This window comes from Caldanaerobacter subterraneus, assembly GCF_004345675.1.
Lineage (GTDB): Bacteria > Bacillota > Thermoanaerobacteria > Thermoanaerobacterales > Thermoanaerobacteraceae > Thermoanaerobacter > Thermoanaerobacter subterraneus.
This window is the reverse complement of record NZ_SLWU01000040.1, coordinates 1-12,943: the sequence shown is the minus strand read 5'-3', so window position 1 is coordinate 12,943 and position 12,943 is coordinate 1. Positions and strand designations below refer to the sequence as shown.

General features: G+C 37.0%; 12 protein-coding genes and 3 tRNA genes. 6 read left to right on the top strand and 9 right to left on the bottom strand.

Annotated elements, in window-relative coordinates; translation table 11 throughout:
* Positions 1-83: 83 nt before the first annotated feature.
* The 3 genes from EV203_RS12315 to EV203_RS12305 all read right to left on the bottom strand — a co-directional run bounded on the left by EV203_RS12315 (position 84) and on the right by EV203_RS12305 (position 336).
* Positions 84-160, bottom strand: a tRNA-Met gene (locus EV203_RS12315).
* 5 nt (positions 161-165) lie between these two features.
* Positions 166-242: transfer RNA gene (locus EV203_RS12310), tRNA-Met, on the bottom strand.
* Positions 243-246: 4 nt separating this feature from the next.
* Positions 247-336, bottom strand: a tRNA-Leu gene (locus EV203_RS12305).
* 246 nt (positions 337-582) lie between these two features.
* Between EV203_RS12305 and EV203_RS12300 the strand changes: the two genes are divergently transcribed.
* Together EV203_RS12300 and EV203_RS12295 are read left to right on the top strand one after the other, a co-directional pair.
* Positions 583-810, top strand: a complete 228-nt coding sequence (locus EV203_RS12300; RefSeq protein ID WP_011026459.1) for a DUF3006 domain-containing protein — start codon at positions 583-585, stop codon at positions 808-810.
* Positions 811-816: 6 nt separating this feature from the next.
* Positions 817-1,743: a ComEC/Rec2 family competence protein gene (locus tag EV203_RS12295; protein WP_132040811.1), complete on the top strand. Its 927-nt coding sequence runs from the start codon at positions 817-819 to the stop codon at positions 1,741-1,743.
* 38 nt (positions 1,744-1,781) lie between these two features.
* Here EV203_RS12295 and EV203_RS12290 read toward each other — a convergent pair whose 3' ends face one another.
* From EV203_RS12290 to EV203_RS12280, 3 genes are all read right to left on the bottom strand, one after another.
* Complete coding sequence (locus tag EV203_RS12290) at positions 1,782-2,486, bottom strand: B3/B4 domain-containing protein (RefSeq protein ID WP_132040810.1); 705 nt, start codon at positions 2,484-2,486, stop codon at positions 1,782-1,784.
* 249 nt (positions 2,487-2,735) lie between these two features.
* Positions 2,736-4,058 carry a YecA family protein gene (locus EV203_RS12285; RefSeq protein WP_011026456.1) on the bottom strand — a complete coding sequence of 441 codons (1,323 nt, stop codon included), beginning with the start codon at positions 4,056-4,058 and terminating at the stop codon, positions 2,736-2,738.
* A gap of 194 nt (positions 4,059-4,252) precedes the next feature.
* Positions 4,253-5,248: a Gfo/Idh/MocA family protein gene (locus tag EV203_RS12280; protein ID WP_011026455.1), complete on the bottom strand. Its 996-nt coding sequence runs from the start codon at positions 5,246-5,248 to the stop codon at positions 4,253-4,255.
* A gap of 64 nt (positions 5,249-5,312) precedes the next feature.
* Between EV203_RS12280 and EV203_RS12275 the strand changes: the two genes are divergently transcribed.
* Entirely contained in the window at positions 5,313-5,891 is a 579-nt protein-coding gene (locus EV203_RS12275) for an adenosylcobinamide amidohydrolase (RefSeq protein ID WP_132040809.1), read from the top strand.
* Between the two features lie 17 nt (positions 5,892-5,908).
* Here EV203_RS12275 and EV203_RS12270 read toward each other — a convergent pair whose 3' ends face one another.
* Positions 5,909-6,439, bottom strand: a complete 531-nt coding sequence (locus EV203_RS12270) for a folate family ECF transporter S component (protein WP_132040808.1) — start codon at positions 6,437-6,439, stop codon at positions 5,909-5,911.
* A 281-nt stretch (positions 6,440-6,720) separates the two neighbouring features.
* On the opposite strand from EV203_RS12270, the gene EV203_RS12265 reads away from it, so the two are divergent.
* From EV203_RS12265 to EV203_RS12255, 3 genes are all read left to right on the top strand, one after another.
* A complete protein-coding gene (locus tag EV203_RS12265) occupies positions 6,721-7,380 on the top strand; it encodes an N-acetylmuramoyl-L-alanine amidase family protein (RefSeq protein ID WP_132040812.1) in 660 nt (219 codons plus the stop codon).
* On the top strand, positions 7,377-7,715 hold the full coding sequence (locus tag EV203_RS12260; protein ID WP_011026451.1) for a phage holin: 339 nt from the start codon (positions 7,377-7,379) through the stop codon (positions 7,713-7,715). Before EV203_RS12265 ends, EV203_RS12260 begins: the two co-directional genes overlap by 4 nt.
* A 241-nt stretch (positions 7,716-7,956) precedes the next feature.
* Complete coding sequence (locus EV203_RS12255; protein ID WP_132040807.1) at positions 7,957-9,861, top strand: DUF4914 family protein; 1,905 nt, start codon at positions 7,957-7,959, stop codon at positions 9,859-9,861.
* A 302-nt stretch (positions 9,862-10,163) separates the two neighbouring features.
* On the opposite strand, the gene EV203_RS12245 is transcribed toward EV203_RS12255, so the two are convergent.
* Both EV203_RS12245 and EV203_RS12240 read right to left on the bottom strand, forming a co-directional pair.
* The gene (locus EV203_RS12245; RefSeq protein ID WP_132040806.1) at positions 10,164-11,441 is read right to left on the bottom strand and encodes a uracil-xanthine permease family protein; all 1,278 of its coding nucleotides are present in this window, start codon (positions 11,439-11,441) and stop codon (positions 10,164-10,166) included.
* A gap of 172 nt (positions 11,442-11,613) precedes the next feature.
* Complete coding sequence (locus EV203_RS12240) at positions 11,614-12,846, bottom strand: aminotransferase class I/II-fold pyridoxal phosphate-dependent enzyme (RefSeq protein WP_132040805.1); 1,233 nt, start codon at positions 12,844-12,846, stop codon at positions 11,614-11,616.
* Positions 12,847-12,943 lie beyond the last annotated feature (97 nt).

Sequence of the window (12,943 nt, the reverse complement as noted above, 5' to 3'; positions counted from 1 at the left end):
CTACATAAAAAAAATAATCGTCACCCCAGATGAAATAAAGTGTGAATTCTACTTCTGGATAGGTGACGATTTCCGTTCTTTGCTGGTAGCGGCGAGTGGATTCGAACCACCGACACTGCGGGTATGAACCGCATGCTCTAGCCACCTGAGCTACGCCGCCATGTTTGGTTGCGGGGGTGGGATTTGAACCCACGACCTCCGGGTTATGAGCCCGACGAGCTACCGGACTGCTCCACCCCGCGACAGTGGTGCCGGAGACCGGACTTGAACCGGTACGGGCTTATTCAGCCCCCAGGATTTTAAGTCCTGTGCGTCTGCCAGTTCCGCCACTCCGGCGGAATCCCTTTGGACAGTATTAATTATATTATATAAGCTTTTTTAAGTCAATAGTTATTTTCTCCAAAGCTCCTGTTTGTTATGAATAAAGGCATGAGTTTGCTTCTGCCTTTGAATTAAGTGAGACAGGAGTTTATAATTATTATAGAAAAATCTATGTGGTCACAAGAAATTTTTCACTTTTTTCTCTACACTCAAACAGAACTAGTGTCAGTAAATTATTTAGTGTAATATGGAGGGATAAACGTGTGTGATGAAAATTCTAAATATTGTATAGTAGATCGGTTTGAAGAGGAATGGGCAGTAATAGAGTATAAAAATAAAACCTTTAATTTTCCAAAAGTTCTTCTTCCATTAAACGTAAAGGAAGGAGATGTAATTAAATTTGAAGTTATGGTAGATGAAGAAGAGACAAAAAGAAAGAAGGAAAGGATTGAAAAGCTTGCAGATGAGCTTTTTACAGAGGAGGAATAGTAGCACATGTTTAGACTAAAGGTAGCAGCACTTTTTACAGTAATGCTTTTAATATTTACTTTTTCAGGATGTACGTCTTTTCCATACAGTGAGTTTTCAAATGCTCAGAAATCTTATGACTCAATTACCGACAATTGCCAATTGCCAGCAATTTCAAGTGAAGATTTATCCTCCAAACTGGTTGTCAGTTTCATAGATGTGGGGCAGGGAGACAGCATATTTATAAAAACCCCTTCTGACAAGACAATGCTAATAGATGCTGGTACTCCTGAGATGGGGGAAAGGGTGGTTAATTATATAAAAAAGCAGGGCGTAAGGAAGATAGATGTATTGGTGGGCACGCACCCTCACACTGACCACATAGGGGGGCTTCCGGAAGTAATTCAAAATTTTGATATAGGTAAATTTTATATGCCAAAAGTAACTACGACTACTAGCGCATTTGAGAATGTATTAAAAGCGGCAAAAGCAAAAAAATTGCCAATATACGTGGCAAAGGCAGGGGTAACACTTTATTTAGGAACGGAAATAGAGGCTAAAATGCTTGCTCCAAACAGCTCTTACTATGAAGATTTAAATAACTACAGTGCAGTTATAAAAATAACTTATGGGGATACTGCATTTCTATTTACGGGTGATGCAGAAAAAGAATCGGAAAGAGAAATGCTTAACGAAAACTATAATTTAAAGGCGGACGTACTAAAAGTAGGGCATCATGGAAGTTCTTCATCTTCTTCATGGAGTTTTCTGAAAGAAGTGAGGCCCAAATATGCAGTTATCTCTTGCGGGAAAAATAATGAATACGGCCATCCCCACGGAGAGACTCTGGAAAAATTAAGTGAGTTGGGGATAACCGTATACAGGACAGATGAATGTGGCACAATTGTGGCAGTAAGTGATGGAAAGACAGTATCTTTTTTTAGAATCAAATAGGGTATAGCGTAAAATAGTTTATAAAATATTAATAGGATTTAGCCTATTTCTATGGAAGGATTGCTCGAGTCAAGGAAAAATGCTGATGTTTTGGTGCCAAAAAATTTTTCAAAATATTCAGCTATTTCATCTCTTGCTTTTAAAACAGCATCTTTATTGCAATCTGTAAAGCCATCTATAGGGATGAAAATATCGGTGCTTTCCTCAGTTATTTTTCCAATTTCTGATTGGCGCCAGATCCACCTGCGAGTTTTTATCATTTTTTCGTCAGCATATACCAGTTCCCCTTTTTCTACATATTCGGGCTCAGTTTGGCCAAAGGGCACAAAAGGTTCTCCTCCTTTTGTAAAACCCACTTTAAGATTTCCCTCTGCCTTTTTAAGGTCATGGGCTCCAATTGGAAGAGTGTATTTTAAGGACATGGCATTCACGAGATTTACTACATTGTTAATAGCAGGGATTTGCCCGTTTTTTAGGACACGTGTTGTTAAAGCTTCTACAGAACAAGGGAATTTATTAGGATTCATTCCTAACTTCTTAAAAGCCTCTCTATAACAAAGAATATCTGGGTGTTCTTTTATATTAGCACCTGAAAATTTTTCTATCGTAAGTTTAATACTTTCATCAAGTAATGCAAGGATTTTATCATTTGTTCCATGATTGTCTACTCCCTTTGCTACAATTACGCCAAAACAAACATTAGGCAAAACCTTAAATACTTCCTCCTCAATTATGAATTTCACTTTTTATTCTCTCCTTTACAAATTAGCACTTAGTGTAGCAAGAAATACATTGTTCTTATCTTCTTTATTTCTCATTTGTTTTTTACCTCGTTGTGAGAGATAAGATTTGCTTTATTGCTTTAATGTGAATATACGACATAGAATGAAATAATCCTTCTTGTGTAAAAAATAAAAATGTGAATATCCCACATAAAAACTAATCTACTATTTTGGGAAGGTATTTAAATTAAAAGGGAACTGCGTGATCCATCAAAGAGGCAGTTCCCCTCTAATTAGGCCTTTTATTTTTTCTAAAATAATTTCTTGCGAATTACTCAGATTTTGTATATTTTCTTTCAATTTCTTATAAGCTTCTTTTAGTAAATCCCTTTCTTCAGTCATTTGGTTATTTTCTAAGTAAGAAACATATTTGTTAAAAAATTCATCAGAGATTAGTTTTTCAATTTCTACAGTTTCGTCAATTTCTTCAATCTTGTGTGGGAACTCAGCTACGTACCTTAAAATATTAGAAGAAAAGAGATTTTTGAATACTTTAAAATTTTCCGCGTTTGGAGGCAAAGTTAGTAGCTCACCTGTAATTTCAAAGCTCTTTTTTAATTCATCATTTTCAGTTTGCTGGGCTTTGGTGTACAAACTGTCAATAATACTTATTAAAGATTTTTCAAAAACAACCGGTTCGGCTAATATTTCATCTAAAGTATCAACTAAAAAATTAACAACTAAACTAAAAGGTAAGTTTTTTGTGGTGAATATTGAGAGCGTTTTTGATAAAAATTTAAGGTAAAACAAATATACAGTGAAAAAGGGCAGATCCAAAGGTTCTTTGATAATTTTATTCCAATTCTCCTCGATTAAATCACTCATTTTGGCAGTTATATACTCGTTGAAAGAAATATATTGAGAAGCTATTTCAAAGAATTTTTCCTTTCTTTTTTCCTCGTTATCTATTTTAGCAATTTCTTCAAAAGCTTTAGATATTTCCAGCATTGTAGCACCTACAATTACCCTCAAAAATGAATGATATTCATCTGTAATGGAAAGGCTTATTAAATGGAACAAATTTTTTAATTCTTCGTCGGTAAAGTCATAGTTTTGCAAAGCATATGAAATTTCTAAAAGATAGTTTTCTATTATGTATTGGTCGTGAAGCTCCAGCATTAAATTGTCTATTTTTTCTTCTTCATTTTCATTAAAAGTAAATTCAACAAACAACCTGCCGGGTATTCTCAAGTATTTTAACCTTTTGTCTTCAAATATAAAGTTTGTCATCTGCTGGAAAAAAGTTATTACGTCATCTTCAGAGTAATCTTCTTCTTCCATCCATGCTTCATCTACTAACTTCAATAATTTTTCCCCATTGAAGTATTTTTCATTTTTGTTTAATTTAATACCGTACAAGATGCTCAAAATTTTTATAAATTCTTTGCCTTCGCGGGAAATTACTGCATCTTTTCCAAGATAATTTGAAAGTTTTACTTCAAGTTCTTCAACTCTTGACATACAACATTTTTTATATTTTTTCCCGCTTCCGCATATGCATTCGTCATTTCTTCCAATATTAAATATTTTCATTTTCAGCCCCTCTCCAAATTGATAGATTAAATCACTAATTTATCTGTTTTTATTTTAACTTATGTAGCTCCAAAAGTCCAATCATTTTCTGTTAGAAGTTTAACTTAATTTTTATAACTGGATTACATGAGCAACAATATTTTAAAACTATATGTCAAAGTGAAAAAAATAAGGACAATAGGATATGAAATTCTCTACTCCTTATATAAGGAAATGCGTTTGAGCGATTTTGCTTTTAGAGAAACTTCTAAGGCTTTTCTGGCTATATAAAGACTTGTACTTACTTCATGCTGGGGATTTTCAATGGCTTTTAGAAGGTCTTGGAAAGCTTTTTGGACAAGTTCAGAGAAAACTTCATTTTTTTCTCTTTTTAATTTGTATTCTTTAGTGATAACTTGTCCTTCTTCAATTTTTTCGAGCTTAAAAGAAAGTGGGAGCCATCCCTCAAAGGTTATATATCCCTTTTCAAAAGCGATTCCTCCAAAATTTTTTTCAAGTAATCCAGGTTTGTCAAAACAGTGATAGAATTCTCCATAAGCATCTATTTGGGGAAAGTACACAATGCTCATGTCTTCATAAGGGTCATGGCCAAAAGTGGCTACAGGCTCTGGAGTGTCCTCTAAAAGCCAGGAGAACAAATCGTAAAAATGTCCCCCGTGTTCTACAAGTACTCCTCCGCTTTTTTCTTCTTTCCAGAACCAGTGGTCAGGGCCCAGGCCTTCACTGCTGGCAAAATTGTAAAACCATACTTTTTTAACCTTGCCCATATCGGGATTTTCTTTTATGCAGTTTTTCAATTTATAGTAAAGTTGATGATAGCGCATTATATAGTCTACTACGGCTTTTACGCCTGCCTTTTCTACTTCTGAGATTATTTCGTCAGCTTGCTTAAGACTTAAAGCTAGAGGTTTTTCTATAAATAAATGCTTTTTATTTTTAGCTGCTGCTACGGCAATGCTGTGGTGAGAATCAGGTGGAGTTAAGACAAGGACCACATTCACCTGCGGGTCCGATACGAGTGTCTGCCAGTCGGTGGTCCAGTTGGGGATGTTCATACTTTGAGCAAAATTTTTTAGTTTTTCGGTATTTACACCCGATACCCCGTATATTTCTATATTTGGTATTTTTGATATGGACCTTAGTACAAAGCTTCCGAAAGCCCCATAGCCTACAGCAGCTACTTTGACCATATGTATCCCTCCAATTCAAAATGATATAATTATCTTTAGAAATTAAACTTGGTGAGGGATGTAAATGGAAACAATAATAAAGCCTGATATAGTGATAATAAAAGGGAATTTTTATGGCTTAAGTTCAGGAATCTTAGGAGGTTTTGGAGAAGTAGATTTTGTATTTAATCATACAATTCCTGAGAAGGTGCTGGACGAATTTGATAAATTGAATCCAAAAGAGTATGTCAAAAAAGTTGCGCAAGATAATGGGATAGAAGGAAAGTACTTTGGACTTATAACGGCTGTCTCTATGGAAAGATTGAGAGTTGTTAAGAGAAATGAAGTTACAGCATTTATAACTGCTGGTATTAAAAACCATAACCAGAAAATAAACGCAGGAACCATCAATATTATACTACACTTAGAAGCGAATTTGCAAGACAGTGCCCTTATAAATGCTGTAATCACAGCTACAGAGGCAAAGAGCATGGCGCTTCTCGAATTAGGGTATGACTTTACTGGGACAAGCACTGATGCAGTGGTAGTAATTAGGGATAGAAATTGCAGTAAATTTTATGAATACGCAGGTCCAGAGAGTACTCTTGGCAAGTGCATATGGGAAGCGGTAAAAGAAGGAGTGAAAAGAAGTCTAAAAGATTAAAAGCGGGGGAACCCCGCTTAAAATTTTGAGGAAAAGGCTAGGTGGAATTTTTTCAGTATTATTTCAGTAAAAAAGGCATAGAGAGGAACTTGAATAGCTTGTGTTACAATTCTTGGGTGAACGGTTATTTTCATTGGCAGATGAAAAAGTATTTGAATGAAATAGGGCGTGAGTATAATAGAAGAGATGGTCTGCCCTAAGCCTATCCCTATAACAAGCTGCCAGAAAGTGGGGATTTGCGCCTTAAAAGGCTTTAAAAACAATGGAGGAAGAATTCCTACAAGGGCAGCGGTAAAAGTGAAATGGGGCATGTAAGGGCCCATTGGGTTTATAAAATAGCCAATGATATCTCCCAATGCTCCTACAATACCTCCGGCATAGGGGCCAAATGCTATTCCTGAAAAAATTACAGGAAAAGCTCCAAAGCCTATCCTTATTCCTTCCACACCTCCAATAGCTATCCTTATGCTGGCTATTCGCGTGAGCACAATGTTTAGCGCTACTAGCAAGGCAAGAAATGCAATTTCTCTTGTAGTAAATTTTTTCATAAAAAACCTCCCCTTTAGTGCCCCATCCTCTGTCACTTAACGCGGGACACCTATTCTGCCAGAATTTGATTTACATGAGATAATTATAGCATAAAAATCAAATTTTACTTTGGGAAAATGTACAAAATTTTACACTATTTTTTCTCTTGATTGTATAAAGTTCTGTTAAGTTTTCATAGACAATTTTACAGAATGAAGTAAAAATTATCCATAAAACTTGTAAATTTTTCTTGCATAGTATATCATAGAATAAAAGATAAAAATTGAAGGTGGTGGAGAATTTGTTAATAGCTGTAGATCCGGGGCATGGAGGGAAAGACCCTGGGGCTTTAATAGAGGGCTACAAAGAGAAAGACATAAATTTAAATGTGGCTTTAAAACTCAGGGATATTCTTACTAAAAACGGCATAGATGTTATAATGACAAGGGATAAGGATAAAACAGTAGACCTTCAACAAAGATGCGATATAGCAAACAAAGCTCATGCGAACTATTTCATCTCCATTCACTGCAATAGCTTTCAAGATCCTTCAGCAAGTGGTACAGAGACTTATGCTTACCCTGGTAGTGTAGATGGGAGAAACTTGGCTCAATATGTACAAAACGAAATAGTAAAAATGCTTGGGACAAAAGACAGAGGGGTAAAGTATGAAAAATTTTATGTATTAAAGTACACTGACATGCCAGCTATCCTAGTAGAACTTGCCTTTATGTCAAACCCTCATGACCTAAAATTGCTTTTAGAAAAAGATGAACTTTTTGCAGAAGCTATATCAAGAGGGCTTGAGAATTTCCTAAAAACGACATTTACAGGAGAAGAAATGGCTATACAAAAATTAAAGATGAAAGGAATTATTGATAAAATTCATGACACGAAAAGTTATGTCACATGGGGCGAGTTTGCTTCTGTAATAATAAAAGTATTGGAGGGAATGAAATGAAAGAATTGATAATGACTATTTTAACAGCAGGAATACAGCTTCTTGTAATGGTCGTGTTAGGTTATCTTATTGACTATTTGAGCACAAAAATAGGAATGGAAAAATTAAAAAGGTACTATGAAATAGCGAAGGCTTTTGTGCAGGCTGTTGAACAGCAAGTAGGTTCAGGCAATGGTCCTATTAAGAAAGAACAGGTTTTTAAACTTTTGAAAAAAGTCATTGGGAATAAGCTTACTGATGAAGAGATAGATAAATTAATAGAAGCTGCAGTCTTTGAAATGAATTACGTTTTAAAGCTAAAAGGTCTTCAGAAAGAGCTTCAAAAAAGTGAGTAAAGTGGGCACCCTTTGAAGGGGTGCTATTTTTTTTAGTAGCTGGTACTAATTTAATTGCAAGTTTAAGATAAACAACTTTCACCAATGTAAAAGATTACAGAGGAAATGTACGAATATTACAGACACATGTGTAGAGATAACCTTTTATTTATGGATATTTTGCAAAATTAAATTTTGAAATTGCAATTTTGACAAAAATATTGTATAATACTCTTATACTTAATGCTGTGAGGTGGTATAAGTGGGGATTACAGTCACAAAGGCGGAGGAAGCGGTTGATTATTTTCTAAATAGAGTAAATTTGCCACAAGAAGTCAGAGAGATAATAGAAAAAGCTTCATCGATTACAATTCCAGAGAGTCGAAATCACCTCTTAGAGATTTCTATGGGGGGAAAAGAAGACTGGTTCGAAATAGTATATGAAGTCCCTGGGAAGGGGAGAGTATTAGAAGGTACAGTTGCCAAATGCAAAAATGGTTTGGCTGTTAATTTTCCTGAACCTTACATGAGAAGAAGAGAACCCGATTGCCTTGTTGTAGCAGATGAAGGAGAGACAGATAAGCCGCGCTTTAAAGATAGGTACGGCTATGATTTTGATACATTGCGCAAAGAGACTTTTGAGTGGTTAAAAGGCCAAAAATTAATTGTCATGCCTTTTATGTCCGGCGGTGAAGAACTGGGCTATCCTTCCCTTTTAATTGCTCCAGAAAATGCAGGTTTTTTTGCTACAGCTTTAGCTGATATACAGGGTTTTATTCCAGCAAATGAAATTCCTGAAGGTTTTACACCGAGAGCCATAGTATATTTAGCTCCTCCTTTTAGACATACTCATTTTAACGGAAAACAGGTCGTTGTGCACAACCGATTGAAAAATTTACACGAACTTTTTTCATATAATTTGTACCTTGGTCCGAGCGCTAAGAAGGGAATATACGGAGTGCTTCTCACAATTGGAGAAAAAGAGGGTTGGATTACTGCCCATGCTTCAGCTGTAAGGGTGATTACTCCTTATGATAATATACTGACTATAATGCATGAAGGAGCAAGTGGCGGCGGAAAAAGTGAAATGTTAGAGCAAATTCACAGAGAACCGGATGGGCGCATAAAGGTGGCAAAAAATATCGTTACAGGAGAAGAGATTTATGTGGATTTAAAAGAGGCTTGCGAGCTACAGCCAATTACAGACGATATGGCTTTGTGTCATCCAGCCCTACAGCAGGGAAAAAAATTAGTTATAAAGGACGCAGAAAAGGGTTGGTTTATACGAGTAGATCATATAAATGAGTATGGAACAGATCCCCATTTTGAAAAATTATGCATATATCCGCCAGAGCCTTTGATTTTCTTGAATATTGACGGCGTTCCTAAATCTACCTGCCTCATATGGGAACATATTATGGACGCTCCTGGCAAGCCCTGTCCTAACCCCAGGGTTATAATGCCGAGGAGATTTATGCCTAATGTAGTTGACGAGCCTGTAGAAGTAGACATAAGAAGCTTTGGTGTTAGAACTCCTCCTACTTCCAGAGAGAAACCTTCTTACGGCATAATAGGAATGGTTCACCTGCTTCCGCCTGCACTTGCTTGGCTGTGGAGACTAGTTGCGCCGAGAGGCCATGCAAACCCGAGCATTGTTGGTGCAGAAGGATTGGAGAGTGAAGGGGTAGGGTCTTACTGGCCCTTTGCTACGGGTAAAATGGTCACCCACGCAAATCTTTTGTTAGAACAGATTATAAACACTCCTGGCACAAGGTATATTCTCGTTCCAAACCAATATATAGGGGTGTGGAAAGTAGGATTTATGCCCGAATGGATAGCTCGTGAATATCTTGCAAGAAGAGGAAGTGTAAGATTTAGACCAGACCAAATTACGCCGGCGAGAAGTAGCCTTTTAGGATATGCCCTAAACACCCTTAAAATAAACGGAAACTTTATACCAAAGGAATTACTACAAGTGAACAGACAGCCCGAAGTCGGGGATGAGGGGTATGATAAAGGAGCACAGATTTTAAATAAATTTTTTAAGAGAGAATTAAAGAAATTCTTAGTTCCAGAGCTTAATCCTCTCGGCAGAAAAATCATAGAAACCTGTTTGGAGGATGGAACTTTAGAGGATTATATAAGTCTTTTAGGGGATTATAGATAATTAAAGTAAAAAGAGCCTGTACTTTACAGTACAGGCTCTTTTTGTTGTGTTGGTCAGATATATATTTCCAATAAAAAATTTTTTCTTTTTTTATGTTTTAAAAGGAGGAATTTTTTATTACAACGAAAAACTACATTAAAATTTGAGGTCATAAAAGGTGAACTTGAGAAATTTAAAAAAGAAAATCTTAATGAATTTGATTATGAATTTAATGTTTATATGCCTTGGAACAGGCTTTTTGAAGTAGGTATAGAGGTAAAAAAGTGATAAGGCCCTCTTTTGAGATTTAGAGGGCCTTATTTTTACGCTTTCTGTACGGCTTCTTTTGAACTTTTAACTTTTTCAGTCATTTTTTCTTTTCCCAGATTTATCTTGGGAAGCACCAGATTAAGAAGTATTCCTGCTAAAGTGGCAGGGCCTATGCCTTCGAACACAAAATTGCCCAAGGGTATTTTTATGCCGCCTACTCCCAATGTTAATATTACAGAGGCTATTATTAAGTTTCTGCTGTCAGAAAAGTCTACTTTGTTTTCTACAAGCGTTCTCATACCTGCTGCTGCAATCATTCCAAAGAGGATTATAGTAACTCCACCCATTACTGCTTGGGGTATTACTTCTATCAAAGCGCCTATTTTTTGTATAAAGCTTAAAAGTATTGCAATTATTGCTGCTCCTTGAATTACTCTTGAGCTGTAGACTCTTGTTATTGCGAGAACTCCAATGTTTTCACCGTAAGTTGTGCTGGGAGGGCCGCCAAAGAGCGCTGCGATTGAAGTTGCAAGGCCGTTTCCTAACATTACCCTGTGAAATCCAGGGTTCTTTATAAGGTCCCTTTCAACTATATTTCCTATTACCAGAACATGTCCCAGGTCTTCAATTATAGCGACCAGTGCCAGAGGCGCAACGAGCGCTACAGCACCCCATGCGACCTCAGGAGTATGGCCTGTTAAGAAAGAGAATTTGGGAATGGCAATCCATGAAGCTTTTGCTACGGGCCCGAAATCGACAAGGCCTCTTGTTATTGCGAAAATGTATCCGCCTATCGTTCCCAAAAGGATTGGAATCACTTTTATAAAGCCTTTTCCAAACATGCTGAAGATGATTATGAGACCGGCGGTGAAAAGTGCTGTTGTAAGGTCTTTCTGAGCCTGAGCTATTGCTACAGGCGCAAGGGAAAGGCCTATTATCATCACAACAGGGCCCACTACTACAGGAGGGAGCAGTTTTTCTAGCCAGTCAATCCCTGTCAGGCTTATTATTATGAAAACCACCACATACACAAGTCCGGCTGCGAACATGCCGAAGAAGGCGCCTTTTAGGCCGAATTGTTTTGTTGCTGCTATTATGGGGGCTATGAAGGCGAAAGATGAGCCAAGATAAGCGGGAACTTTCCCTTTTGTCATGAGGTGAAATATCAGTGTTCCAAGGCCTGAGGTGAATAAGGTCACTGAAGGGTCAAGGCCTGTGAGGAGAGGGACTAAAATGGTCGCTCCGAACATCGCAAAGACGTGCTGCAAGGATAATGGGACCATTTGTTTTACAGGCGGTGTTTCTTCAATTTCGTACACTTTATTAGACATAAAAAAACCTCCTTTATTATGGGTTACTGAAAAACCCTCAAGGAGGAACTTTTTATATCCTCCTTTTTAGCCTCGCTGGGCTAAATTAAAGGGTTTTTTCAATTTTTCTTTCTAATTATATCACATGAAAAAAGGTTTGTCTATAGCAAAAAAGCCCCAGAAAATGGGGCTTTTAGTTATTTTTTTCTTTATAACGCCTTAGAACTTCTAAAACGTAGCCTATATCAGAAGGAGTGTGGTCTGCATTTATCTGGAATCTGATGCTTTCATCGCCTTTGGGCACTACTGGGTAATTAATGGCTGTTGCGAGTATTCCGTTTTCTACGAGATAATTTACTAACTCTACTGTCTTTTTTGTATCTCTCACAAGAAGAGGTACTATAGGATGTTCACTTACGACAGTCTCATATCCCAAATTTAAAAGCCCTTCTCTAAATCTTTTAGCCATCTCCTTCAGATGGGAGAGCTTCTTTTTTCCTTCATCGCTATCTATTATTTCCAAAACTTTTAATACAGAAGCGGCTTCTGAAGGAGTGATGGGGTTAGAGTAAATGTAGGTTATTGCTTTTTCTCTCAGGTAAGTCGTAATAACTTCACTGGATACTACATATCCTCCATTTACCCCATAAGCTTTTCCCATTGTGCCTATTAAAAGGTCTGCCTTTCCACCTGTTACTTCTTCTGTCCCCCTTCCTGTATCACCAAAAGCGCCAACACCGTGCGAATCGTCCACAATGGTTATTATATTTTCTTCAAATTTTTCGTCATATTTAGAGGTAATTTCTTCTATCTTCTTTAAATTCGCGTAGTCTCCTCTCATGCTGAATACTCCATCAGTTACCACTATTACTCGCTTTACTTTGCCTATGAGGCTTCTTATGCCGTTTTCTAAGTCATTGTAATCAAGATGCTTATAGACATACCTTTCTTTAGGTCTTGAGAGCCTTATGGCGTTGATAATGCAGTTGTGATTGAGTTCATCGCTTATTATGCCTGTTTCAGGGGTTGTCAGGGAAGATATTATTCCTACTACTGTCATATAGGCAGAGCTAAAGATCATTGCATCTTCCCTTTGATGGAACCGAGCCAGCCTTTTTTCCAGGTCTCTGTGGGTTACGTAGGTGCCGCTTATAAATCTCACTGCGCCGGGGCCTACACCAAATTTCCTTGCGGCTTCTTCTTCAGCTTTTATTACTTCATCATTAAATTGCATTCCGAGGTAGGAGTTGGAATTCATCCTTATAAATTCTTTATCACCATATCCTTTTAAGAAAAATCGCGGTCCCTTTCCATTTTGGGGTTTTTTCACGTCCACCACTATAAATTCTTTTCCTTTTGCTCGCCCTTCTGACCTTAAGTCTTCTAATTCCTGTGATAGAACTTGGGTTATTCTTGAAAGCGGCATTAAAATCACTCCTCGTATAATATGATTGTAATCCACATTAAAAATTTAATAATAAACACACAAATTAAATCCTTAAAAACCATTTTTACCCTGGTAA